22 protein-coding genes are annotated in these 24,211 nt (G+C 40.7%); 10 read left to right on the top strand and 12 right to left on the bottom strand.

Annotated features, from left to right (window positions below):
- From rny to KIH23_RS09155, 3 genes are all read right to left on the bottom strand, one after another.
- Positions 1 to 1,563, bottom strand: a complete 1,563-nt coding sequence (gene rny, locus KIH23_RS09165) for a ribonuclease Y (RefSeq protein ID WP_213213181.1) — start codon at positions 1,561 to 1,563, stop codon at positions 1 to 3.
- Positions 1,564 to 1,792: 229 nt separating this feature from the next.
- Entirely contained in the window at positions 1,793 to 2,095 is a 303-nt protein-coding gene (locus KIH23_RS09160; RefSeq protein WP_213213180.1) for a cell division protein ZapA, read from the bottom strand.
- A 4-nt stretch (positions 2,096 to 2,099) separates the two neighbouring features.
- The gene (locus KIH23_RS09155; protein WP_213213179.1) at positions 2,100 to 2,390 is read right to left on the bottom strand and encodes a hypothetical protein; all 291 of its coding nucleotides are present in this window, start codon (positions 2,388 to 2,390) and stop codon (positions 2,100 to 2,102) included.
- Between the two features lie 190 nt (positions 2,391 to 2,580).
- Between KIH23_RS09155 and KIH23_RS09150 the strand changes: the two genes are divergently transcribed.
- From KIH23_RS09150 to KIH23_RS09140, 3 genes are read left to right on the top strand one after another with little or no spacing between them, the layout of a single operon-like run.
- Positions 2,581 to 4,272, top strand: a complete 1,692-nt coding sequence (locus KIH23_RS09150; RefSeq protein ID WP_213213178.1) for a M23 family metallopeptidase — start codon at positions 2,581 to 2,583, stop codon at positions 4,270 to 4,272.
- Between the two features lie 39 nt (positions 4,273 to 4,311).
- Positions 4,312 to 6,762, top strand: coding sequence for a carboxypeptidase-like regulatory domain-containing protein (locus KIH23_RS09145; protein WP_213213177.1), 2,451 nt, complete (start codon positions 4,312 to 4,314; stop codon positions 6,760 to 6,762).
- 33 nt (positions 6,763 to 6,795) lie between these two features.
- On the top strand, positions 6,796 to 7,515 hold the full coding sequence (locus KIH23_RS09140; protein WP_213213176.1) for a hypothetical protein: 720 nt from the start codon (positions 6,796 to 6,798) through the stop codon (positions 7,513 to 7,515).
- Positions 7,516 to 7,517: 2 nt separating this feature from the next.
- Here the strand turns inward: KIH23_RS09140 and KIH23_RS09135 are convergent, their stop codons facing one another.
- The 4 genes from KIH23_RS09135 to KIH23_RS09120 all read right to left on the bottom strand — a co-directional run bounded on the left by KIH23_RS09135 (position 7,518) and on the right by KIH23_RS09120 (position 12,683).
- Positions 7,518 to 9,347: an ABC transporter ATP-binding protein gene (locus KIH23_RS09135; protein WP_213213175.1), complete on the bottom strand. Its 1,830-nt coding sequence runs from the start codon at positions 9,345 to 9,347 to the stop codon at positions 7,518 to 7,520.
- Positions 9,347 to 11,074 (bottom strand): phospho-sugar mutase, encoded by a 1,728-nt coding sequence (locus tag KIH23_RS09130; RefSeq protein ID WP_213213174.1) that lies wholly within the window; start codon positions 11,072 to 11,074, stop codon positions 9,347 to 9,349. Before KIH23_RS09130 ends, KIH23_RS09135 begins: the two co-directional genes overlap by 1 nt.
- 100 nt (positions 11,075 to 11,174) lie before the next feature.
- Entirely contained in the window at positions 11,175 to 12,131 is a 957-nt protein-coding gene (locus tag KIH23_RS09125) for a glycosyltransferase family 2 protein (RefSeq protein WP_213213173.1), read from the bottom strand.
- A 6-nt stretch (positions 12,132 to 12,137) separates the two neighbouring features.
- Positions 12,138 to 12,683, bottom strand: a complete 546-nt coding sequence (locus tag KIH23_RS09120; RefSeq protein ID WP_213213172.1) for a DUF4199 domain-containing protein — start codon at positions 12,681 to 12,683, stop codon at positions 12,138 to 12,140.
- Between the two features lie 234 nt (positions 12,684 to 12,917).
- Between KIH23_RS09120 and KIH23_RS09115 the strand changes: the two genes are divergently transcribed.
- The 3 genes from KIH23_RS09115 to mtaB all read left to right on the top strand — a co-directional run bounded on the left by KIH23_RS09115 (position 12,918) and on the right by mtaB (position 16,206).
- Positions 12,918 to 13,169, top strand: coding sequence for a type B 50S ribosomal protein L31 (locus tag KIH23_RS09115; protein ID WP_213213171.1), 252 nt, complete (start codon positions 12,918 to 12,920; stop codon positions 13,167 to 13,169).
- A gap of 153 nt (positions 13,170 to 13,322) precedes the next feature.
- Complete coding sequence (locus KIH23_RS09110; RefSeq protein WP_213213170.1) at positions 13,323 to 14,498, top strand: GlmU family protein; 1,176 nt, start codon at positions 13,323 to 13,325, stop codon at positions 14,496 to 14,498.
- A 379-nt stretch (positions 14,499 to 14,877) separates the two neighbouring features.
- Complete coding sequence (gene mtaB, locus KIH23_RS09105) at positions 14,878 to 16,206, top strand: tRNA (N(6)-L-threonylcarbamoyladenosine(37)-C(2))-methylthiotransferase MtaB (RefSeq protein WP_213213169.1); 1,329 nt, start codon at positions 14,878 to 14,880, stop codon at positions 16,204 to 16,206.
- Here the strand turns inward: mtaB and KIH23_RS09100 are convergent.
- The 3 genes from KIH23_RS09100 to KIH23_RS09090 all read right to left on the bottom strand — a co-directional run bounded on the left by KIH23_RS09100 (position 16,203) and on the right by KIH23_RS09090 (position 17,551).
- Positions 16,203 to 16,544 carry a hypothetical protein gene (locus tag KIH23_RS09100; protein WP_213213168.1) on the bottom strand — a complete coding sequence of 114 codons (342 nt, stop codon included), beginning with the start codon at positions 16,542 to 16,544 and terminating at the stop codon, positions 16,203 to 16,205. The two genes, mtaB and KIH23_RS09100, sit on opposite strands and share 4 nt — an antisense overlap.
- A gap of 69 nt (positions 16,545 to 16,613) precedes the next feature.
- Complete coding sequence (locus tag KIH23_RS09095) at positions 16,614 to 17,246, bottom strand: T9SS type A sorting domain-containing protein (RefSeq protein WP_213213167.1); 633 nt, start codon at positions 17,244 to 17,246, stop codon at positions 16,614 to 16,616.
- A 2-nt stretch (positions 17,247 to 17,248) separates the two neighbouring features.
- Positions 17,249 to 17,551 (bottom strand): N-acetyltransferase, encoded by a 303-nt coding sequence (locus KIH23_RS09090; protein ID WP_213213166.1) that lies wholly within the window; start codon positions 17,549 to 17,551, stop codon positions 17,249 to 17,251.
- Between the two features lie 184 nt (positions 17,552 to 17,735).
- Between KIH23_RS09090 and KIH23_RS09085 the strand changes: the two genes are divergently transcribed.
- Positions 17,736 to 18,395 carry an alpha/beta hydrolase gene (locus KIH23_RS09085; protein WP_213213165.1) on the top strand — a complete coding sequence of 220 codons (660 nt, stop codon included), beginning with the start codon at positions 17,736 to 17,738 and terminating at the stop codon, positions 18,393 to 18,395.
- 48 nt (positions 18,396 to 18,443) lie between these two features.
- Entirely contained in the window at positions 18,444 to 19,337 is an 894-nt protein-coding gene (locus KIH23_RS09080; protein ID WP_213213232.1) for a lytic transglycosylase domain-containing protein, read from the top strand.
- Positions 19,338 to 19,365: 28 nt separating this feature from the next.
- Here the strand turns inward: KIH23_RS09080 and KIH23_RS09075 are convergent, their stop codons facing one another.
- Both KIH23_RS09075 and KIH23_RS09070 read right to left on the bottom strand, forming a co-directional pair.
- On the bottom strand, positions 19,366 to 20,094 hold the full coding sequence (locus KIH23_RS09075; protein WP_213213164.1) for a TlpA family protein disulfide reductase: 729 nt from the start codon (positions 20,092 to 20,094) through the stop codon (positions 19,366 to 19,368).
- A 127-nt stretch (positions 20,095 to 20,221) separates the two neighbouring features.
- Positions 20,222 to 20,737, bottom strand: a complete 516-nt coding sequence (locus KIH23_RS09070) for a DUF2892 domain-containing protein (protein ID WP_213213163.1) — start codon at positions 20,735 to 20,737, stop codon at positions 20,222 to 20,224.
- A 237-nt stretch (positions 20,738 to 20,974) separates the two neighbouring features.
- Here KIH23_RS09070 and rpmH point away from each other — a divergent pair, with 237 nt between their 5' ends.
- A complete protein-coding gene (rpmH, locus tag KIH23_RS09065) occupies positions 20,975 to 21,136 on the top strand; it encodes a 50S ribosomal protein L34 (protein ID WP_008464848.1) in 162 nt (53 codons plus the stop codon).
- 210 nt (positions 21,137 to 21,346) lie between these two features.
- Positions 21,347 to 24,199, top strand: coding sequence for a carbamoyl-phosphate synthase large subunit (gene carB, locus KIH23_RS09060; RefSeq protein WP_213213162.1), 2,853 nt, complete (start codon positions 21,347 to 21,349; stop codon positions 24,197 to 24,199).
- Positions 24,200 to 24,211 lie beyond the last annotated feature (12 nt).

Below are 24,211 nucleotides of genomic sequence, written 5' to 3'. Positions count from 1 at the left end.
TTATTTGGCAATATTCACAGCGCGTGTTTCGCGGATAACTGTAATTTTTACCTGACCCGGATAAGTCATTTCTGTTTGAATTTTTTGAGAAATTTCAAATGACAGTTCAGCAGCGCGGTCATCATTTACTTTTTCGCTTTCAACAATCACACGCAATTCGCGTCCAGCTTGAATCGCATAAGCATTTTTGACACCGCCAAAGCCATAAGCCACTTGTTCTAAATCTTTAAGACGTTGAATATACGAATCCAATACTTGACGACGTGCGCCCGGACGAGCTCCAGAAATAGCGTCACAAACTTGAACAATCGGCGAAAGCAATGATTTCATTTCAATCTCGTCGTGGTGTGCTCCAATAGCGTTGCAGACTTCTTCTTTTTCGCCGTATTTCTCAGCCCATTGCATACCCAATAAAGCGTGTGGAAGATCACTTTCGGTGTCAGGCACTTTTCCGATATCATGCAACAAACCGGCACGTTTGGCCAATTTCACATTCAATCCTAATTCAGCAGCCATAATACCGCAAAGCTTAGAAACCTCACGAGAGTGTTGCAATAAGTTTTGTCCGTATGATGAGCGGTATTTCATTCTACCCACTACTTTGATGAGTTCTGGGTGTAATCCGTGAATGCCTAAATCAATCACGGTACGTTTGCCCACTTCGGCAATTTCTTCTTCGATTTGTTTGGTTGTTTTGGCTACAACTTCTTCAATTCTTGCTGGGTGAATACGACCGTCGGTTACTAGTTTGTGCAATGACAGACGGGCAATTTCTCTACGAACAGGGTCAAAACAAGACAGAATAATCGCCTCTGGTGTATCGTCCACAATAATTTCAACACCTGTTGCAGCTTCTAGGGCGCGAATGTTACGACCTTCACGACCAATGATTCTACCTTTTACATCATCAGATTCAATGTTGAATACCGATACGCAGTTTTCTACCGCTTCTTCAGTTCCAACGCGTTGAATGGTATTGATGATGACTTTTTTGGCTTCTTGTTGCGCGGTGAGTTTGGCTTCTTCTAAGGTGTCTTGAATATAGGCCATCGCTCCGGCTTTAGCCTCTGTTTTAAGGCCTTCCATAAGTTGCTCTTTGGCTTCGTCTGCTGATAAACCTGAAATAACTTCAAGTTGATTCAACTGGCTTTTGTGCATACGATCAACTTCTTGTTGTTTTTTCTCAAGAATTTCAATTTTAGATTGATGCTCTTTGATTTTGATTTCAAGTTCATCTGCCGATTTTTTGGCTCGAGCCAACTCACTTGAAACCATTGATTCTTTGTCACGCGTACGTTTTTCGGCTTCAGCCATTTTTTTATCGCGCGATAAAATTACTTGTTCGTGTTCGGCTTTGAGTTCGATGAACTTTTCTTTGGCCTGAAGCATCTTATCTTTCTTGATGTTTTCTGCTTCCTGAGTTGCATCTTTTAAAATTGAGGATGCTTCTTTTTTAGCGTTTTTAATCAGGTTCGAGACATTCTTTTTCTCAAGCACTTTGGCCACCCCGAAACCACCGCCAATTCCGGCAATTCCGGAAATCAGTATAGTTAAAATATCCATTAGTTAGTTAAAAATTAATTATATAAAAAAAGCCTACATTAGGTGATTGTATAAACTCGTATAGACAAGTTTTGAGCTAACTTACTGTTCAGGTTTCCAAGTCAAAGCAAGGCATACCATAGTAGTAACGATTCGCTCATTTTAATTTGTTAGCGTTGAGTTTATCAAATATGAACTAATGTAGGCAGTATTTTTAGTCTGTGTATAAGAACGTGTTTTTTTGTTGCGCTTATTCGCTTGCTTTGTTGAGATATTGGTCTAAACGTGCATTTAAATTTTTGATGCGGTCAATAGCTTCAGTCCCGTCAATGGAGTTTTCCATCAGCTTTTGCTCAAGCTGAGAAGCAAATTGCAAGGCACACATGGCCAAAACATCCTGTTTGTCACGAACAGCGTAGTTTTCTTCAAACTGTTTGATCATCAAATCAATCTTTTTTGAAGCGCTGCGCAAACCTTCTTCTTGCGAGAGCTCTACCGTTAGCGGATATACGCGGTCGGCTATTGATAATTTGATTTTAAGTTTGTTATCCATAAATTTAATCAGCCAATTGGGCGATGCAATAATCGATTTCTCGAATCAATGAATTTATCTTCAGTTTAGTATCTCGTTTATTATCTTCACTGCCAAGCAATGAATTAGCCATTTTCAACGATTCGCACTTTTGTTTAAGTACATTCATTTCTTGTGATTGCTTATCAACGATACCTTGTGCTTTCTCAAGTTCTTGCTTCAATCGTACAGATTGTTGCTCAAGCTGGTCCATTTTAGACAACAGCTTTTGCAACTTATGCTCAAGATTATCAATGATTTCTACAATCTCACTCATGATTAATGGCGGTTCATTACTAATCCGAACAAAGTTAAGATTCCGATTGAATTATACCAACACTTTGCATAAAATTTTGCTGCAACCTTATTATTGCGTTATAAACATTTGTCAATTAGTTGTTTATATGAAATGCTAAAAAAATTAGACGTTTATGGAATTTTTCTAATTTAGCCAAAAGCTTTATTTTATGAAATATTTATTCGCACTTTTGATTTTTTCTACGCCTGTTTTTGCTCAGAATTATCCACAGGATTATTTTCGTCCGCCGCTCGATTTACCCATGCAACTGGCGGGCAATTTTGGTGAATTGCGCTCAAATCACTTCCATACCGGATTTGATTTCAGAACCCAACAAAAAGAAGGTTTCCCGGTTTATGCCACTGCTGATGGCTATGTTTCCCGGATTAAGATTTCGCCGTTTGGTTACGGAAAAGCTATTTACATTGATCATCCCAACGGCTATACCACGGTTTATGGTCATTTGCAAAAAGGCTATGGCAAATTAGAGCAAGCCATCCGTGCCGAGCAATACAAAAATGAATCTTTTGAAGTTGAGATTTTCCCGAACCCGGGTGAATTAGTCGTCAAAAAAGGCGACACGATTGCGTTTTCCGGAAACACCGGGGGTTCTGAAGGCCCACATCTGCATTTTGAGTTTCGCGATACCAAAACCGAGAAAATCATCAATCCGCTTTATTTTGGCTACAACAATTTCTTGCCTGATACCAAAAAACCTTTAATCTCCGGATTAATGGTTTATCCCATTGGTGACGAAAGCATTGCCAACGAGTCGCAGAAGCCCATAATGATCAATCTGTCTTTGCAAAAGGATGGTAATTATATTGCCGAGAAGATTTATGCCCAAGGCAAAATAGGTTTTGGACTTATTTGCTCTGATTATGACAATGTATCATACAACAACAATGGTGTTTTTAAAGTCGAAGCATTCAACAACGGAAGCCCCTCATTTGGATATGAATTTAGTCAATTGTCGTTTGATGAAGGCAGATATGTCAATGCTTTGATAGATTTCCAACGTTTCCGAAAGACCAAGCAACGTTACCAAAAGTTGTTTATGAAAAATTCTTTTCCTTTAAGTATTCTAAAATCAGATATGCAAAACGGAATTGTTCAAGTTCAGCAGGGTTATTCGCAAGTTTTTAAAATTCAAGTTTCTGACTTCAATCAAAATCAAGTCACCGTTTTTATCCCTATTGATTACGCATCGCAACCTGCAATCATTAAAGATTACACTGAAAAAACGCCTTATTTTTTAAAAGCCGATACCGATAATATTTATCAAAAAGATGGGATGGAAGTCTTTGTGCCTGCCAAAACTTTTTATGACGATTTTTACCTGAAGTTTTCAGTGCAAAACAAAATCATGACCGTTCATGACGATTCTGTTCCGGTGCACAGCAACTTCAAAGTCAGTATAACCGACGCTACTGTAGTCAACAAAGAAAAAACTTTTATAGCTTCACTAAGCGGCAACAAAAAAATGTATAATGCCACCAAACGCAAGGATGATGTGTATTCAGCTTATACAAAAAACTTGGGCGGATTTACATTAGTGACCGATACGATAGCGCCTAAAATTGCGTTAGTCAATGCAAAAGCACTCAAGAATTTAGATCGTGAAAAAGCTATTTCGCTGTCTATTTCAGATGATTTATCAGGAATCAAAACCTACAAAGGATATCTCAATGAAAAATGGGTTTTGTTTGAATACGACAACAAATCTGATCGAATTACCTACCAAATTAATGAAGACGAAATGCTTGATGGAGACAATCAATTAAAAGTAATCGTTTCAGATAATCTCGGGAATTCTGCTATCTTTGAGACGACTTTTTTTAGGAACAAGACAACAAAATAACATCTTTTGAAAACAGATAAATCTCAACTCTTTCTTTTCATGCTGTTTTTTAGCGCGCTGGTATCTGCGCAAACAGCTCGTGTAAAAGGAATTATCCTCAATGAAAACAATCAGCCTGTAGAACAGGTCAATGTTTCGGCCGAAGGTAAAAGTACACAAACCAATGCCAATGGTTATTATCAATTGACTGTTCCCGCCGGAAAGAAGATTCAACTTGTTTTTACGCATATTTCGCTTAAAAAAACCATCGCCAACATTCAGCTAAATCCCAATGAAGATTACGAGTTTAATGTGGTCATGAACGACAAGGCCGAGCAAATGGGCGAAGTAGTAGTAACCGCCAAAAATCGCAAGCGCGTACAAGGGATTACTACACTTGAGCCGCAGGTCATTCGAAAAATTCCCGGAGCCAATGCCGGAGTTGAAAATTTGCTCAAATCATTGCCCGGTGTGAGTTCTAACAACGAGCTTAGTACACAATATGCCGTTCGCGGAGGAAATTATGACGAAAACTTAGTCTATGTCAATGAAATCGAAGTTTACAGACCTTTTTTGATTCGTTCCGGTCAACAAGAAGGCTTGAGCTTTACCAATACTGATTTGGTTCAAAATGTTGATTTTTCAGCCGGTGGTTTTCAAGCCAAATACGGTGATAAATTGTCCTCGGTTTTAGATATTACTTACCGTCGCCCAACTAAATTTGGCGCCACTTTCGACGCGAGTTATCTTGGCGGAGCAGCTTCGGTTGATTTGGTTTCAAAAAATCAAAAATGGACAGCGATTACCGGAGTTCGTTACCGTGACAACAGTTTGCTCGTTAAAAGTCAAGAAACACAAACCAATTATCATCCTACTTTTGCCGATGTGCAAACCTATGTTACCTATACGCCTAATACGCGTTGGCAGCATAGTTTTTTGGGTAACATTTCACAAAACAAATACGATTATCAACCACTCACACGTCAGACCAACTTTGGAACTATAGCCGAGCCTATTGCTTTACAGGTTTTCTACCAAGGGCAAGAGAAAGATCGTTACCAAACTTTATTTGGAGCCTATAAGTCGGTATTTAATGTCAACGAGCAATTTACACTAAAATTCATTGGCTCAGCTTATCATACTTTAGAACAAGAATATTTTGACATTTTTGCCCAATATGCTTTGGGTCAGGTGGATGGAAATTTGGGTTCTGAAACTTTTGGCGATGTGGTCTACAGTCGCGCTATCGGAACACAACTCAACCATGCGCGCAATGATTTAGATGCGCTGATTGTCAATGCCGAAGTAAAAGGTTTTCACGATATCAAAAAGAAACACCAAGTTGAATGGGGCTTCAAATATACCCGTGAAGACATTCGTGATCGCCTCATTGAATGGGAAGTTATTGATTCGGCTGGTTTTTCAATTAATCCGCCAAGATTACCATCGGGCTACGTTCCTCCATCCAATGACCAACCATACAATTCTTTTGTTGGCCCGTTGTTGCCTTATCAAAATGTTCGTGCTAAAAATTTTGCTGTGATCAATCGTTTCTCAGCATACGGGCAATGGAGCATGAAAGGCAGTATAGGCAATCATCAAGTATGGTATAATGCAGGTTTGCGTGCTCAGCAATGGCAGGTGTCTGGCGATAACATCAACGGCAAAAGTCAAGTAGTGGTCAGTCCGCGGGCTCAGTTTGCCATCAAACCCGACTGGGAAAAAGATATGCTCTTTAGAATTTCCGGAGGGTTGTATTATCAACCACCGTTTTATAGAGAATTGCGCAATGCATTGGGAGAGGTTTTGCCCGATGTAAAAGCACAAGCATCATATCATATTGTTTTAGGCAACGACTACAGTTTCTTAATGTGGGGTCGACCTTTTAAAATGGTTACCGAGGCTTATTACAAAGGTTTGAATGATGTGAATCCGTATACCATTGACAACGTTCGTATTCGTTATGCGGCCAACAACAATGCAACCGCTTTTGCGCAAGGTTTGGATGTGCGCCTCAACGGAGAATTTGTTCCGGGCACTGAATCATGGTTTAGTTTCAGTTATATGAAAACCAAAGAAAACACAGATGGTAAAGGCGATATTGCCCGACCAACTGATCAGCGATTCAAGTTTGCAGCCTTGTTTCAAGATTATATGCCCAATCTTCCGAGTGTAAAAATTTATCTGAATTTGGTCTACAACACCGGTTTGCCGGGCGGTTCACCATCGTATGCTGATCCGTATGATTACCAGTCGCGTTTGCGCGATTATCGCCGTGCAGATGTTGGGTTCTCGTATGTGTTTACCGAAAAAAATCCGCAACGTCCAGAAAAACATTGGCTTAGAAAATTCAATGATTTATCAATTGGTTTTGAGATTTTCAATATGTTCAACAACCAAAACGCCATTACCAATACATGGGTGCGCGATGTGTATACCAAGAGCCAATACGGAATTCCGAATTACTTAACTACCCGCGTTTTCAATTTTAAAATCTCGGCCAAATTGTAGTTTATTTGCTACTTTTGAATTAAATAGTTTGATATGAAAGTTGTTTTAAATATAGTTTTAGCGTCGGTTTGTGGGTTGCTTTTTAGTTGTAAAAAAGAAACCGAAACTCCAAAGGTGAGTTACGAAGCGCCTTCAACAGCGGTTGAAAAACCTAAAGTCGACACTTCTAAAGTTGAAATAGCTGATCTGCCCATTCAGTTTCAAGGAACACCATATTTATTATTTCCTATGGGTGAAGTTTCGGCTTCTGACCGAAGTAAATATGACAGCGGTTCATCAAGCAATCAATTAAATACCAAAATATCGAATTACAGCGAAAATGAAATCACCGGATATTTGCGCAATGTGAAGTTTCAAGAAGTAAAATCTGATTCATTGCATGCTTTGACTGATAAGCCGGTAATGATACAATCCATCAGCTATCTCAAATCACAAGCAGATAAAACCAAACAACAAACCTTGGTTTATTTGTTGGCCGATGCTGATACCAACAAAGACAATCTTATAGATACCAATGATATTCAAACGTTGTATTTAAGCGATGTTTCGGGCGGTCGTTTTACCAAGGTTTCTGCCGATTTTCAAGAAGTTATTGATTGGAAAGTCATCGATTCAAAAAATCGTTTGTATTTCAGAACCATTGATGATACCAACAAAGACGGAGCTTTTGATCGCAATGACCGCGTACATTATTTCTATTTAGATTTAATGGCTAAAGATTGGCAATCGGTCGAATATCAGCTTACAAAATAATTCTAGCTCTCAAACGACTGCATCGTCACGAGTTTGTGATACGTTGCGCCCTTGGCCATGAGTTGTTCGTGGTTGCCTTGTTCTACAATTTCACCTTTTTGCATCACCACAATCACGTCGGCTTTTTGAATCGTAGAAAGTCTATGTGCAATCACAATCGAAGTTCGGTGTTGCATCATGTTTTCTAAAGCCAATTGAACGAGTTTTTCGCTTTCGGTATCCAAGGCCGAAGTTGCTTCATCCAAAATCATAATCGGCGGATTTTTGAGCACGGCACGCGCAATACTTAAACGTTGCTTTTGACCGCCGGAGAGTTTGTTTCCGCTGTCACCAATATTGGTATAAATGCCTTGCGGTAAATCTTTGACAAATTCGTAGGCATTGGCTACTTTGAGAGCTTCAATAATTTCTTCGTCTGTAGCGTCGAGTTTGCCCAAAGAAATATTCGCTTTGATGGTGTCATTAAACAAAATACTGTCTTGGGTAACCAAACCAATCTGATGGCGCAGCGATGACAAGTTTAAATCGCGGATGTCAGTTCCGTCAATGGCAATTGCTCCTTCGTTCACGTCATAAAAACGGGTCAGCAAATTGGCAATGGTGCTTTTTCCGCTGCCTGATTGCCCCACCAGCGCTACGGTTTGCCCTTTTTTCACTTGAAGCGAAAAATCTTTCAACACCCAATCATCAGCATATTTAAAACGAACATTTGTCAATTGAATATCTGAATCAAATGAAGTTTTCACCATCGCGTTTTCTTTGCTGGTAATCGGGTTGGGTTGATCTAATATTTCAAGTACGCGTTCGGCAGCGGCGTTTCCTTTCTTGACACCGTATGAAGCTTTTGAAATCGCTTTGGCCGGAGTGAGAATGTTGTAGGCCAATCCCATATAGGTAATAAAAGCTGCTCCTTTGAGTGTTTTTTCAATCAAAACCATGTGTCCGCCGTACCAAAGCAATATAGCGATGACCATGATTCCCAGGAATTCACTCATCGGTGAAGCTAAATTTTGTCGGTTGCCAATGCTGTTGGACAAATTAAAAAAGCGGTTGGTTGAGTTTTGAAAAACCTTGCTGAAATATCCCTCGGCATTATAGCCTTTCACTACTTTGAGTCCGCCTAAAGTTTCTTCAATGGTGGATAAAAATACGCCTTGTTCTTGTTGGGCGCGTGTTGATTTCTTTTTGAGTTGTTTGCCGATGAGCGAGATGATATAACCCGAAACCGGAATAAAAATAAACACAAAAACAGTCAATTTGACGCTGATGGTAAACATGGCAATGATCGTAAAGATAATCGTCAGTGGTTCTTTGACAATGAGTTCTAAAATTGAAAGCATCGAAGCTTGTACTTCGCTCACATCGCTGGCAATTCTTGAAATCGTATCGCCTTTGCGTTTTTCTGAAAAAAATGATAGCGGCAAATCAAGTGTTTTTTGATACATCGCATTGCGCAAGTCACGTAGAATTCCGTTGCGCAAAAACGTGATGAAAAACATGGCCAAATAATCACACAGATTTTTGAGCATAAAAATCGTGATGATTCCGGCTACCAATATAGATAGCGTAGTGCCAATGCCGTGCTGCTCGGTGGTCATGGTCAGGTAATAATTCAACTCATCTCCAACGTATTTTTTGAGTCCGCCCAATCCGTTGTAAACCGGCTCTGTGTATATTTTGTTTGATTGCCCAAACAAGACATCCATCATAGGCATGAGCGCTAAAAACGATAGTGTCCCGAAAAACGCATACAAAATATTGAACAAAATATTCAGGTAAGCGTACTTTTTATACGGCAGAATAAAAGGAATTATTTTTCTGAAATTATTCATTAAATGATGTTTAAATCAGTCAAAATGTTTTTGATTTTGGCATCGAGTTGAGCTTCAACCACAGGTGCATTTTCAGCGGCATCGAGCGGAGCGTTAACACTTACATAAAATTTAATCTTAGGTTCGGTGCCGCTTGGTCGTGCCGCAATCTTGGCGCCGTCTTCAGTATAATAAATCAATACGTCAGACTTCGGAACACTAAGCGCTTCTTCTTCGCCGGTCAGTAAATTTTTAGCGATTGATTTTTTGTAATCTTCGAGCATTACAACACGAGCTCCGGCAATTTCTTGCACCGGATTTTCGCGCATATCCACCATCATCTGATTGATTTCACGCAAACCATCAATGCCTTTTTTGGTCAACGATACCAAGTATTCTTTATAGAAACCGTGGTCTACATATAAGTTGATGAGTTCTTTATATACCGAGCTTCCGGCCGCTTTAGCCTGAGCTGCAATTTCACAAATGAGTAGGGTAGCGGCTACGGCATCTTTGTCGCGCACGGCATCGCCCACCATAAAGCCAAAACTCTCTTCGCCACCGCCAATGAATTTCAATTCGGGTAAATCTTTGATGAATTTGGCAATCCATTTAAATCCGGTGAGCCCCACTTTACAAGCCACGCCATAAGCTTCGGCCAATTCCAACATCATCGGTGTAGATACAATCGTTGAGCCAATGAATTGTTTGCCGTCAATTTTGCCTTGACGTTTCCATTGTTCGAGCAAAAATGCGGTCATTAAAACCATGGTTTGATTTCCGTTGAGCAAAATCAGTTGGCCATTATTATCGCGCACGGCTACACCTAAACGGTCGCAATCCGGATCGGTTCCAATCACAATATCACCGCCTATTTTATCGGCCAAAGCCAAAGCCATCGTCAAAGCTTCAGGCTCTTCTGGGTTGGGCGATACTACCGTTGGAAAATCTCCGTTGGGTTCGGCTTGCTCCGGAACTATATGCACATTGGTGTATCCGGCCTCGGCCAAGGTTTGCGGAACCGCTTTGATCGAGGTTCCGTGCAGCGAAGTAAAAACAATTTGCAGATTTTCTTTGGCTGCAGCGGGCGTATTAAAACTCGCATTAGCAATCGATGAAGCTCTAAAAGCTGCATCAATTTCAGTGTCAATATATTCAATCAAATCCGGGTTGGATTCAAATTTTATTTGGTCATAACGCAGACTTTCAATTACCTTAATAATCTCACCATCTTGCGGCGGAACAAGTTGGCCACCGTCTTCCCAATACACTTTATAACCGTTGTATTCCGGCGGGTTGTGTGAAGCCGTGAGCACAATGCCCGCTTGGCATCCTAAATATTTAAGCGCAAAACTCAATTCGGGTGTTGGTCGCATATCTGAGAACAAATACACCTTGATTCCATTGGCCGAAAAAACATCTGCGACTACTTTGGCGAGCGTGTTGCTGTTGTGGCGACAATCATAACCAATGGCTACTTTGAGTTGTTTTCCCGGAAAAGAACGGTGCATATAATCAGACAAACCTTGGGTGTTTTTGCCCAAAGTATAGCGGTTAATTCGGTTCGTGCCCACGCCCATAACCCCGCGCATACCACCGGTTCCGAATTCTAAATTTTTATAAAAACTCTCTTCAAGATCTTTAGGGTTGTGCGCCATCATATGTTGAATGGCCGCTTGTGTTTCGGTGTCAAAAACCGGTGAAAGCCACTGTTGGGCTGCTTCTAGAATATTTTGTGGAATACTCATATTTAAAACTTTTTATTTTTCAGGAGCTGATACCCGTTTTTCGCTGTATCTCCCGCTATCGCGTGAGGATGCCGCTGCAACCGGGGCTAGGGCAGCTCTGTTACAGATTAATTTGTTTAGAAATTTTATAACGTTCTTCGTTGTTTTTGGTGCGCAAGATGATTTCTCCGAGAAAACCCGCCAAAAAAAGCTGAGTTCCTATAATCATCGTAGTCAGCGCAATATAAAACAGCGGATTATCGGTTACCAAAATGGTCGAGAATCCGGCGTAGAGTTTGACGAGTTTAAAAGTGATGATAAATCCGGTAGATAAAAACCCAATCAAGAACATCACCACGCCTAGAGCTCCAAATAAGTGCATCGGTCTTTTGCCGAATTTAGATAAAAACCAAATCGTGATTAAATCTAAAAAGCCATTGATAAAACGGTTCATGCCAAATTTGGTTTCGCCGTATTTACGGGCTTGGTGTTGCACTACTTTTTCGCCAATTTTATTGAAGCCTGCATTTTTGGCCAATACCGGAATATAACGGTGCATCTCGCCCGAAACTTCGATGTTTTTAACCACTTCTTGGTTGTAGGCTTTGAGTCCGCAATTAAAATCGTTGAGCTGAACACCCGAAGTTTGTCTGGCGGCCCAGTTGAACAATTTTGAAGGCAAGTTTTTAGTCACCACAGAATCGTATCGTTTTTTCTTCCAGCCCGAAACCAAATCATAGCCTTGGTTTTGAATCATGTCTATCAGTTCGGGAATTTCTTCAGGGTTGTCTTGCAAATCGGCATCCATGGTAATCACAACATCGCCTTTGGCTTGGGCAAATCCGGCATGAAGCGCCTGAGATTTTCCAAAATTCCTCATAAATCGAATTCCTTTTACTTGTGGGTTTTCAGCCGAAAGCGATTCTATGATTTTCCAAGAATCATCTGTGCTTCCGTCATCGATAAACAAGATTTCGTATGCGTAATTATTTTTTTGCATCACCGAAGTAATCCATTGGTGCAATTCACGCAATGATTCTTCTTCGTTGAGCAGTGGAATGACTATCGATAAATACATCGGCAATTACAAGCTATGAGGCGGGTCTTTTTTGACAATGGCGCCAATAATGAGTGAATAAATCAATCCGATAAAACAATACATCAAAACGGTAATCGGTGTGCTAAAGAGCGGATTCATAAATTTTTTGGTCATGCCAATCGCCATGTCAACTTGCTCTTGTGTCATCTGAGGGCTTTTCTCTAACATAACCGCACGGGTTTTTCTGAGGATTTCTTCGGCAAACTCCGGAAAGATCGTCATAAAAATTCCGTTGAAAACACCAAAAATAAGCGCGGCAATCAAGCAAACCATCACGCCCGTTTTAAGGCATTGACTAAAACTGATGTAGCCCGAATGACTTTTTTTGAAGTTGTTGCAAGCCAAGAAAATAAACAAAACCGGAAAAATCAAATAATTCCCAACATTCATGAGTGTTCCGGCCGTTGGGTTGGATATTGGATCGATGTTCATCACATAAGAAATCACAAACTCGAGTACCATAATTACTCCGAAAAGAATTCCGAGCTGATTGGCTGAAATCACATTGTTGGCAGTAGTTGAATCTGACATAAAAAAGGTTTTTAAATTCAATCGACAAATATAGCAAATCTGCTGTTACAGCGCAGAAAAAACATTATGTAAGCTATGGTAAAAAATATCTGATAATCGTTTGTCAATTAAAAAATAGTTGTATTTTTGCGCACTCAAAATTAAACCAATAGAATAACAAAAGTCGCTGCTGGTTCATACCTTTTAAAGCAAAAGCATCAGAATCGGCTGCCACATTAAATAGAAAGATTTATCATGAAAAAAGGAATTCACCCAGAAAATTACAGATTAGTAGCTTTCAAAGACATGTCAAATGACGATGTGTTCATCACCAAATCAACTGCTGAAACTAAAGAAACCATCATGCACGAAGGTGTTGAATACCCAGTGGTGAAAATGGAGATCTCTAGAACTTCACACCCTTTTTATACAGGTAAATCTAAACTTATTGATACGGCTGGTCGTATTGACAAGTTCAAAACAAAATATGCCAAACACGGCAAATAATCTTTACAGTGTTCAAAATTATAAAAAAGCCTTTCCGTATCGGAAGGGCTTTTTTATTGAACCGAACTTTGCCAAACGGAATTTTTTTTCAAACTTTGGGTCGGTTGATTTATCGAGAACAACAGACCAACCATTAACGCATAACCGAATCACATGAATTATATACTTTTTGACGGCACCGTACGCAACGCGCTTTTACCTTTTACGTTTACCCGACCGGTAGCCGACATCAGAATCGGAATTTTGACCATCCGCGAAAAATGGGAGCGACACCTCGGAACCACCACCACGACGCTCACCGAAGAATATCTTTCTGAGAAATTCCCGATGGTAGAAATGGAGCAAAACATCATGATCAACGCCTCGTTTTTACCCAATGATATTTTGGTTGAAATGGTGCGCAATCTTGAACCCAATCAAGCCATTTTTAAAGGCGAAGAAGTGATTGCTTTTTACACGCAAGACACCCAAGAAGAAGTGAATTTTGATCAATATGAAATTATTGACTATGCCAACGACTGCCTTTTTGTAGCGCACACTTGGGATATTTTTGCTAAAAACGATGCGGCTTTGCGCGAAGATTTTGAACTGCTTACCGAAGGTCGTCACTCACAACCGATTCCCAAAAGCGTTAATGTGCTTTCGCCTGAAAACATCTTTATTGAAGAAGGGGCCAAGCTAGAATTTGTCACGCTCAATGCATCAACCGGCCCAATTTATATTGGTAAAAACACCGAAATCATGGAAGGTTCAGTCATTCGCGGACCGTTTGCGCTGTGCGAAGGAGCGCAAGTAAAACTGGCGACCAAAGTGTACGGAGCCACCACCGTTGGGCCTGAATGTCGCATTGGCGGCGAGGTCAACAACTCGGTGTTGTTTGGTTATTCAAACAAAGGCCACGACGGATTTTTGGGCAATTCAGTCTTGGGCGAGTGGTGCAATATTGGCGCCGATAGCAACAATTCCAACCTCAAAAACAACTACGAAGAAGTCAAACTCTGGAGCTACGAAACCGAAGGTTTTGCCAAAACGGGCTTACAATTCTGCGGGCTCATGATGGGCGATCACAGCAAATGCGGCATCAACACCATGTTCAATACCGGAACCGTGGTGGGTGTGAGCGCCAACATTTTTGGCAGCGGATTTCCGCGCAATTTTGTGCCGAGTTTCAGTTGGGGCGGAGCCTCGGGTTTTACAACTTATCTTACCTCAAAAGCTTTTCAGACCGCCAAAATTGTTATGTCGCGCCGTCATGTTGATTTTACCGAGCAAGACGCCAAAATTTTGGAACACGTTTTTGAAGCAACCAAAAAATACCGCAAAGAATAACACATAACAAATATTGAATTTAGAAGCCACCTTTTTTTTGGGTGGCTTTTTTTGTTGGGCAGCTTTTCCCGCTCTGCGCTTTTATCTTTGAGGCTGAACGCCAGCCCCAAAGGATAACCGCTGTGATCGGGGCTGCTATGCGGGCACTGAACCGGCATTTAACGCGCTGATTGTGAGTGTTCAAAAAAAGCAAAGCCCGCTTTTTCAAACCGAATTTTGTGTGTACCTTTGCGCCCGCGTTAGCGATTAAAGCGGTTAGCCCGCAGCACAGCGAGGACTAAAAGCGAAAAGTGCGGCCCGCGTGGCTGAAGGCTTTTACCAATTCTTTCGCAAGTGCAGACATGTGCCGAAGCCCAAGGGAAACGCCCAAAATAAAACCATGAAAAACAAGAATAAAGTTGCTTTTTATACGCTGGGTTGCAAACTCAATTTTTCTGAGACATCCACCATTGCCCGAAACTTTCAAGACGAAGGTTTTGAGCGTGTTGATTTTGAAGAAGTAGCCGATATATACGTGATCAATACCTGTTCGGTGACCGATAATGCCGACAAGCAATTCAAACAAGTGGTGCGCAAAGCGATGAAGCTCAATCCGGATGCTTTTGTGGCGGCCGTGGGTTGTTATGCGCAACTCAAACCCGAAGAACTCGCTGCGGTAGATGGCGTTGATTTGGTTTTGGGCGCTACCGAAAAGTTTAAAATCACCGATTACCTCAATGATTTATCTAAAAATAATTATGGAGAGGTGCATTCATGCGAAATTCAAGAAGCAGATTTTTACGTTGGTTCTTATTCCATCGGCGACAGAACGCGTGCGTTTTTAAAAGTGCAAGACGGTTGTGATTATAAATGTACTTATTGTACGATTCCGCTGGCTCGTGGTATTTCGCGCAGCGACACGCTTGAAAACGTGCTCAAAAACGCGTATGAAATTGCCCAGCAAGACATCAAAGAAATTGTGCTTACCGGTGTGAATATCGGCGATTACGGAAAAGGTGAGTTTGGTAATAAAAAACACGAACACACTTTTTTAGAATTGGTGCAGAAACTAGATTTGGTGGAAGGCATTGAGCGTTTGCGCATTTCATCGATTGAGCCCAATTTGCTCAAGAATGAAACCATTGAATTTGTATCGGGCAGCAGAACTTTTGTGCCGCATTTTCACATTCCGTTGCAATCGGGCAGCAATGATATTCTGAAACTTATGAAGCGCCGCTATATGCGCGAATTGTATGCCGAGCGCGTGGCCAAAATCCGAGAAGTGATGCCGCACGCTTGTATTGGCGTGGATGTTATTGTGGGTTTTCCGGGTGAAACCGATGCGCATTTTCTGGAAACCTATCACTTTTTGAACGAATTGGATATTTCGTATTTGCACGTGTTTACTTATTCAGAGCGCGACAATACCGAAGCGGCCGAAATGCCCGGTGTGGTTGCGGCCAACGTAAGGGCCAAACGCAGCAAAATGTTGCGAGGTTTATCAGTCAAAAAACGCCGTGCTTTTTACGAAAGCCAATTGGGCTCGAACAGAACCGTTCTTTTTGAAGGCGAAAACAAGCAAGGTTATATTCACGGTTTTACCGAAAATTACGTCAAAGTAAAAGCGCCTTGGAATCCGGAATTGGTGAATACTTTACACGAAGTTACCTTGACACGCATTGATGACGATGGTTGTGTGCGTTTTGAATTTGTGGGTGTTCCGGCTTAATATTTTGAATGAAATCTGAGTTTGGTCATTCTAAAAACTTCTTCTGAATATTGTTCTACCAGTTCGTAGCTGTGGCGTTTGGTTTGTTTGAAATCAACGAGTTTGGCCGCTGAAATTTCGTAATACATTTTTTCGCCTTCAAGCATAAAGTGCTCGCCTGTGTTGCGATAGGCTGAGCGAGCGAGCGTAAATTCTGATAAATTCCAAGTGCTTTTTTGCGCATCTTCGGCTTGATGTTTTAAATGCAAGCCTTCGACAATTTCGGTTTTACAACCGTAATACTTTGAAATATTTTCAAAAAACAAAAGGATTTCTTCGCGTAGCTCTTGTGATATCATGTGCTAAAGATAAGTTTTTCTTTTGCTGTAAGAAATAAAAAAAGGCCTCAATCTGAAGCCTTGTGTAAATTATTGTTTGATGATTTTTTGTATGAAAACCTCGCCCGAACTGTCTTGACCTTGTATGAGATAAATGCCGCTGGAAAGGTTTGAAAAATCAATCGATTGATTTTGAATTTTTATTTGTATTTGTCTTGCGTCTGTTGTAAACAAAGCCATATTTTTAATTGGCTCATCAAAGTTCAGACTTCCAACGGTTGGATTCGGATAAAATTTCAGTGGTTTTTTAATCGCCATATCCAAAGATAAATTGGCAGACGTTTCAAGTTTATGGCATTCAAAAGCCATGGCCAATTCGGCAGCATCATAAAATGGGCCGGTTCCTGAATAAATGAACTTCATATAACAAAATTGCTCAAAGGCAACAATGTTGTTATAAGGCGAAACAATTACATTGGTTCCTGCATTGTAATCAGCCTGAGACGGATAAAGTTCAAAAGAATATCCTGACAAATCGTAGTTTAAAGTCAATGCTTCAGCTCTAAATTGTGTCAAATATTGGTTGATGTCAAAAGTAGCAAATCCATCGTTGTCTGTGTCAAGTGTAGTAAACACTCTACAACCCAATGGTGGAGGCGTGGGTGATTGTGCCCAACTGTTTACAAAGCTTGTCAGAATGAAAAAAAAGAGTAATTTTTTCATTATTAGATTTTTATACCCGGAGGAAGCAATTCTTTATACATGCTGTTTTTTCTGAAAAACGAAGCAATTCTAGGTAGAATCGGAACTACGCGAAGCTTACGCTCATAAGCAATGGTCATGATGTTTTTGAGTAATTCGTCAATTAAAAGCTCGTCGTCAAAACCTTCTGGTTTATTAATGCGGGTTAAGAATATTTTCTTTTCTTGAAACGAGTATTCAACGGTAATCAATCCTTCTGGGATTGTAATTTCAAATTGACGAGCAAAAGTATTGTCTTTAATCTCTAAGGTCATCATCGCTTCCATAGTCTGCAATTTTATAATTCAAAAATCAATTTAATTCACTGATTTGGGCTACAAATTTAAGCATAATGTGCTCATCTTGGTTGATTTTGAACGGCAAATGTTACAGAATGATGTAGTTATATATTTTTTTTGACCTTGATTTTAAAGTGTACCTTTGCTTTGTACGAAGATGACAACGACCAAAATGAACAAAATTCCTGTGTACATGATGCCCGGTTTGGCTGCCAGTCCGGTTATTTTTGAACGAATCCGATTACCCGAAGATCAGTTTGAAGTGCATTGGCTATCGTGGAAAATACCGCTAAACGGAGAGTCATTGTCTGCCTATGCAAAACGAATGTGTAGTGAAATAAAACACGAAAATCCGGTTTTAATAGGCGTTTCATTTGGCGGTGTTTTGGTTCAGGAAATGGCACAATTTATTAATCTGCGTAAGCTCATTATTATTTCAAGTGTTAAAACCAAAGATGAAATTCCCTTGAGAATGAAGCTGGTTCGTTCTTCTAAAATTTATCGTCTTGTTCCGACACGTTTACTGCAACAAATTGAAGTATTGCAGCGTTTTGCTTTTAACCAAGCGCTTAAAATGCGTTTTAAGTTGTACGAGAAATATTTGTCAATGCGCAACAAAGAATATCTGGAATGGGCTATTGAGCAAATGCTGTGTTGGAACAGAACGCAAGTAGATGAAAACGTAGTTCACATTCATGGCGATGCTGATGAGGTTTTTCCGATTGAGAACATCAAGAGTTGTATTGCGGTGTCCGGCGGCTCACACATAATGATTGTTTTGCGCTATCGTTGGTTCAATGAACATTTACCTAAAATTATTTTAGACGCTTAATCTTTATAAGCATTTTTGTAAGTTTACTCAAACAAACTAGATATGATGATGAATTGGATGAAAAAAACAGCCTTGATTGGAACCGTTGTTCTGGTCAGCGGTGCTTTGGTATACGGAGTTTCTACCGAAGAAAAAAACAAAATTACTCATGAAGGCTCGGCTATGTTTTTCCCGACGAGTATTGATTTTGCTGGCGAAGAAACACCGCTGCAAATTACCGATGTGCGGGAAAGGCTTGATCGTGAATTACTGATTAATGCTAATTTAGACGCCACTACCTTGCTTATTATCAAACGAGCCAATCGGGTTTTTCCGATTATAGAACCGATTCTTCAAAAATATAATGTGCCCGATGATTTTAAATATTTAGCGGTGATTGAAAGCGGATTGGTCAATGCCGTTTCGCCTGCAGGCGCGCGTGGTGTTTGGCAGTTCATGCCTAACACGGCTCGTGAAATGGGTATGGAAGTCAACGATTTGGTCGATGAGCGCTATCATTTAGAAAAATCAACTGAAGCGGCCTGTAAATATTTACTCGATGCCAAAGCTAAATTTGGCAATTGGACTTTAGCAGCGGCATCTTACAACGGAGGAATGACCGGCGTAAACAAGCAAATCGAAATGCAAAAAGTGACTAATTATTACGATTTGCTTCTGAATGACGAAACTTCACGCTATGTATTCCGAATTTTGGCACTGAAAGAAATCATGAGAGAACCCGCAAAGTTTGGTTTTACTTTTAATGAGCAAGATTTATATGCCAGTTTGCCGAGCAAAAAAATCACGATTGACAGCAGTATTACTGATTTAGCAACTTTTGCCAAAGATCAAGGCATCAATTATAAAATTCTCAAAATCCACAATCCGTGGTTGCGCGATAAAAAATTGATTAATCCCAATAAAAAGAAATACGAACTCGAGATTCCGCTGAGTGGGTATTAAAATCAAAAGCGCCTTTAAGGCGCTTTTTTTATTCATTTTGAGCAAGTCTGCCACGACTTGTGTTGGTTTGGTATAATGGCTTTATACTTGCTTGCCTGTCTAAAAAACCAACCGCACGCTGATCAAAAACTTCATAGTTGAGTTCAAAAGCTTTCATGGTAGGCGTTTTGGGCGGAATTACTACACCACCACGTTTTATATCTACCACTTCTAAATTTTGATTTAAGTAATATGAAGTTGGAAAGCCTAGGGTATGTTTGAGTGTAGCTACAATAGCTTCGTCATTTCGGTAAGACTCATGTGCATAGCAAACTTTTATTTTACTCGTAAATGGCCCGGCTGCTTTGCGCGCATCCATTTTAATATCCCAAAACAAAACCACAATCTGAAGGTTATCTTCATATTTGTGCGCTAATTTGTTCAAGGCTTGAATTTCACCTTTGTTCATGACACACCAGGACGAATACGTAATCAAAAAAATCGGTTTCTTGATTTTGCTCAATCTGACTTTTTTGCCTTTGGCTGATTTTAAGGCATAATCATCAAATCTTGAACCTACCAAATGGTTCTGAACCAATGAATCAAATAGGACGGAGGCTTTGTCAACATCGCCACGTTCAAAAGCTTGATCGCTTTGGCTGTTGTACTTTTTAAGGTTTGCCTTGATTGCAGAGGCAAAAGTTACGGTTTCGTCGTTTTGGCTGTAGCCCACATTTAGGGTCAGCAAGAGCATAAGAGTTGTAGTAATTAATCGCATGACTCCAGAGAATTATTGATTAATAATGCCCCAAAATAGCAAAGAAAAAATGAAATATAAAAGTTTTCAACAAACTATTTTGAATAACTTGTTGAAAACCACAGCAAAATTGTTGGTAAGTAGAAAATTAAATTCGCTTCAACTGCTCTTTCATCATCACAATTTGATCTTTGAGCATGCCTTGTTTGTCGAGCTTCTTAGCTTCGTTGAGCAAGTTCGTTGCTTCAAGTTTTCTGCGACGAGTTAATGCTACACCAGCCAAGTTCAATTTAGCAACCGCCAAATCCATATCCATGTTCAAGCCCAATTCAATCGCTTTTTTGAAGTATTTCTCTGCTTGAATCAAATTGGTTTGTGAAAGCATAATGCCATGCAAATAATTGTAATAGCCTTGTTGTTTTTTAACCAAAGCCGTTTCAGGATTTTTAATATACGACAACCATTTCTGAGCGCCGACAAAATCTTGTTTGCGCATACGCAAGAACGCCAGCAAAATAAATTCGTTTCTGAAATACAAGATAATCGGAAGTGTAGACAAGAGCAACAAGAATATTCCGTTGCCAATATATCCTTCAGTCATTTGCCAAATTGCCACGACAATCATGAGCCCGGCTATAATCAATTTTAAAAATCTGTGAAACATACCATGTAAATTAACGGCGCCAAAGGTATCATTTCTTCTGATTTTGCCCAAAGAAATCCCGCTGAATTTCCAGAATTAAAAAACAAAAAAATAGGCGCTTAAAAGCAATTCAAAAAGCACAAAAAAATTATTTTAAAAACCACTTGTCAACAAAAAAAAACTTTCTATATTTGCAGCCGGTTTTACAAATAAACCAAATCGCACAAAGATTATATTAAGTTTTAAAGATATCAAGCAATGAGCAAGAGAACGTTTCAACCATCGAAAAGAAAAAGAAGAAATAAGCACGGTTTTATGGACAGAATGGCTTCTGCAAATGGAAGAAAAGTGCTTGCGCGTCGTAGAGCGAAAGGAAGACACAAATTGACTGTTTCTTCTGAACCAAGACACAAAAAATAATGTTTACGAGCATTCAAAATAAAGGCGTTACTTCAATTAGTAGCGCCTTTTTTTTATACCTTGTTGCAGCCTTTTTTGAAGCTATTTCCGGCTGTCCGCGCTACGCGGTAGCTTGCTCCCATCCGGGCTAGGGCATTCTTCAAAACAGCAACATCCGTTTTAACCGACTGAATTTTTGATCCAAAACAACAACTACAACAACACAACAATATGCCCAAAGACACTTCTATTCAATCAGTGCTCATCATTGGCTCAGGCCCCATTGTTATTGGCCAAGCCTGCGAATTTGACTATGCCGGCTCACAAGCAGCGCGTTCCCTGCGCGAAGAAGGCATTGAAGTCATTCTCATCAATTCCAATCCGGCTACAATCATGACCGATCCGGCCATGGCCGATCACGTGTATCTTAAACCACTCACCACCAAATCCATCGTTGAAATTCTCAAAGCGCATCCGCAAATTGATGCGGTTTTGCCAACCATGGGCGGACAAACAGCGCTCAACCTTTGCCTTGAAGCCGACGAAAAAGGCATTTGGGAAGATTTTAACGTGCGCCTCATTGGGGTCGATATCAATGCCATCAACATCACCGAAGATCGCGAGCAGTTCAAACAATTGCTGGAGCGTATCGGTGTTCCGGCGGCTCCGGCCAAAACAGCCAACTCATTCCTCAAAGGAAAAGAAATTGCCCAGGAATTTGGCTTTCCACTCGTGATTCGCCCGTCGTTTACCCTCGGCGGAACCGGTGCAGCTTTTGTTCATCACAAAGAAGATTTTGACGAATTGCTCACCCGCGGACTTGAAGCTTCACCCATTCACGAAGTTTTGATTGACAAAGCTTTATTGGGCTGGAAAGAATACGAACTCGAACTTTTACGCGACAAAAATGACAACGTAGTCATTATTTGCTCGATTGAAAATATGGATCCGATGGGCATTCACACCGGTGATTCTATTACGGTGGCGCCGGCCATGACGCTCTCAGATACGACTTTTCAGAAAATGCGCGATATGGCCATTTTGATGATGCGCTCGATTGGGAATTTTGCTGGTGGTTGCAACGTGCAATTTGCCGTTTCACCCGATGAGCGTGAAGATATTGTAGCCATTGAAATCAATCCGCGGGTGTCGCGATCTTCGGCTTTGGCCTCAAAAGCCACCGGTTATCCGATTGCCAAAATTGCCAGTAAATTGGCGCTGGGTTATCATTTAGATGAATTGCACAACCAAATCACCAAATCAACTTCGGCACTTTTTGAACCGACTTTAGACTATGTGATTGTCAAGATTCCGCGTTGGAACTTCGACAAATTTGATGGCGCTGACCGAACTTTAGGCTTACAAATGAAATCGGTAGGCGAGGTGATGGGCATCGGGCGTTCGTTTCAAGAAGCCTTGCACAAAGCCACGCAATCACTAGAAATCAAACGCAATGGTTTGGGCGCGGATGGAAAAAGCTACCGCAATTATGAACAAATCATTGATAAACTCACCCATGCCAGTTGGGACCGCGTTTTTGTGATTTACGACGCCATTCAAATGGGCATTCCGCTCAGTCGCATTCATGAAATCACGCGAATTGATATGTGGTTCCTCAAACAATACGAAGAACTATATCAAATAGAAAAAGCCATTTCGCAATATAATGTTGATACTTTGCCGCGCGAACTTTTGCTCGAAGCCAAACAAAAAGGCTACGGCGACCGACAGATTGCGCACATGCTACGTTGTTTAGAAAGCCAGGTTTATAAACTGCGCGAAACCATGAACATCAAGCGCGTGTATAAACTCGTTGATACTTGTGCGGCCGAGTTCAAAGCGCAAACACCTTATTATTACTCAACTTTTGAAGCTGAAATTCAAACGGCCAGTGGAGCAACTTATGTGTCGAACGAGAGCGTGGTTTCAGATCGTAAAAAAGTGATTGTTTTAGGTTCTGGTCCGAACCGAATCGGTCAGGGAATTGAGTTTGATTATTCTTGTGTGCATGGGGTTTTGGCCGCCAAAGAATGCGGTTATGAAACCATCATGATCAACTGTAATCCCGAGACGGTTTCGACTGATTTTGACACGGCCGATAAGCTGTATTTTGAACCCGTTTTTTGGGAACATATTTACGACATCATCCAACACGAAAAACCCGACGGCGTCATTGTGCAATTGGGCGGACAAACCGCTTTGAAGCTGGCAGAAAAACTCGACCGTTATGGCATTAAAATTTTCGGAACCAGCTACGATGCACTTGATTTGGCCGAAGATCGCGGACGTTTTTCAGAGTTGTTGGCCGAGCTCAAAATTCCGTATCCAAAATTTGGCGTGGCCGAAAATGCCGACCAAGCCAGCGCACTTGCGGATGTTTTAGACTTTCCGCTGCTCGTGCGTCCGTCGTATGTTTTGGGCGGTCAAGGCATGAAAATCGTCATCAACAAACAAGAGCTGGAAGAGCATGTCATTGATTTGCTCAAGAATATTCCGGGCAATAAGTTGCTGCTCGATCATTATCTGGATGGCGCTATTGAAGCCGAAGCCGATGCGATTTGCGATGGTGAAAACGTGTACATCATCGGTATTATGGAACATATTGAACCCTGCGGTATTCACTCGGGCGATTCTAACGCTACTTTGCCGCCGTTTAATTTGGGCGAATTTGTGATGCAACAAATCAAAGATCACACAGTGCGCATTGCCAAAGCTTTGCAAACCGTGGGTCTGATCAACATTCAATTTGCGATTAAAGACGATACGGTGTATATTATTGAAGCCAATCCGCGGGCCTCGCGAACCGTGCCTTTTATTGCCAAAGCATACGGCGAACCTTATGTGAATTATGCCGCCAAGATTATGCTCGGACAAAATAAAGTCACCGATTTTGAGTTCAAACCCAAACTCAAAGGATACGCGATCAAGCAACCGGTATTCTCGTTCAGCAAATTTCCGAATGTCAACAAAGCATTGGGCCCAGAGATGAAATCAACCGGCGAGAGCATTTTGTTTATTGACGATCTCAAAGATGATCAGTTTTACGAATTGTACTCCAGACGCAAAATGTATTTGAGCAGATAAAAATTAAAAGAC

It is taken from the genome of Flavobacterium sp. CYK-55 (genome assembly GCF_018413465.1).
In the GTDB taxonomy this organism is placed as follows: domain Bacteria; phylum Bacteroidota; class Bacteroidia; order Flavobacteriales; family Flavobacteriaceae; genus Flavobacterium.
This window is presented reverse-complemented; position numbering and strand designations above follow the sequence as displayed.

Coding starts and splice junctions, on each gene's coding strand:
- KIH23_RS09115 (WP_213213171.1), top strand. CDS start 12,918: ATGAAAAAAGGAATTCACCCAGAAAATTACAGATTAGTAGCTTTCAAA.
- KIH23_RS09070 (WP_213213163.1), bottom strand. CDS start 20,737: ATGTTTCACAGATTTTTAAAATTGATTATAGCCGGGCTCATGATTGTC.
- KIH23_RS09135 (WP_213213175.1), bottom strand. CDS start 9,347: ATGAATAATTTCAGAAAAATAATTCCTTTTATTCTGCCGTATAAAAAG.
- KIH23_RS09100 (WP_213213168.1), bottom strand. CDS start 16,544: ATGATATCACAAGAGCTACGCGAAGAAATCCTTTTGTTTTTTGAAAAT.
- KIH23_RS09075 (WP_213213164.1), bottom strand. CDS start 20,094: ATGCGATTAATTACTACAACTCTTATGCTCTTGCTGACCCTAAATGTG.
- KIH23_RS09125 (WP_213213173.1), bottom strand. CDS start 12,131: ATGTATTTATCGATAGTCATTCCACTGCTCAACGAAGAAGAATCATTG.
- KIH23_RS09085 (WP_213213165.1), top strand. CDS start 17,736: ATGAACAAAATTCCTGTGTACATGATGCCCGGTTTGGCTGCCAGTCCG.
- KIH23_RS09150 (WP_213213178.1), top strand. CDS start 2,581: ATGAAATATTTATTCGCACTTTTGATTTTTTCTACGCCTGTTTTTGCT.
- KIH23_RS09160 (WP_213213180.1), bottom strand. CDS start 2,095: ATGGATAACAAACTTAAAATCAAATTATCAATAGCCGACCGCGTATAT.
- mtaB (WP_213213169.1), top strand. CDS start 14,878: ATGAAAAACAAGAATAAAGTTGCTTTTTATACGCTGGGTTGCAAACTC.
- rny (WP_213213181.1), bottom strand. CDS start 1,563: ATGGATATTTTAACTATACTGATTTCCGGAATTGCCGGAATTGGCGGT.
- KIH23_RS09080 (WP_213213232.1), top strand. CDS start 18,444: ATGAATTGGATGAAAAAAACAGCCTTGATTGGAACCGTTGTTCTGGTC.
- rpmH (WP_008464848.1), top strand. CDS start 20,975: ATGAGCAAGAGAACGTTTCAACCATCGAAAAGAAAAAGAAGAAATAAG.
- KIH23_RS09130 (WP_213213174.1), bottom strand. CDS start 11,074: ATGAGTATTCCACAAAATATTCTAGAAGCAGCCCAACAGTGGCTTTCA.
- KIH23_RS09095 (WP_213213167.1), bottom strand. CDS start 17,246: ATGAAAAAATTACTCTTTTTTTTCATTCTGACAAGCTTTGTAAACAGT.
- KIH23_RS09155 (WP_213213179.1), bottom strand. CDS start 2,390: ATGAGTGAGATTGTAGAAATCATTGATAATCTTGAGCATAAGTTGCAA.
- KIH23_RS09090 (WP_213213166.1), bottom strand. CDS start 17,551: ATGGAAGCGATGATGACCTTAGAGATTAAAGACAATACTTTTGCTCGT.
- KIH23_RS09140 (WP_213213176.1), top strand. CDS start 6,796: ATGAAAGTTGTTTTAAATATAGTTTTAGCGTCGGTTTGTGGGTTGCTT.
- KIH23_RS09120 (WP_213213172.1), bottom strand. CDS start 12,683: ATGTCAGATTCAACTACTGCCAACAATGTGATTTCAGCCAATCAGCTC.
- KIH23_RS09145 (WP_213213177.1), top strand. CDS start 4,312: ATGCTGTTTTTTAGCGCGCTGGTATCTGCGCAAACAGCTCGTGTAAAA.
- carB (WP_213213162.1), top strand. CDS start 21,347: ATGCCCAAAGACACTTCTATTCAATCAGTGCTCATCATTGGCTCAGGC.
- KIH23_RS09110 (WP_213213170.1), top strand. CDS start 13,323: ATGAATTATATACTTTTTGACGGCACCGTACGCAACGCGCTTTTACCT.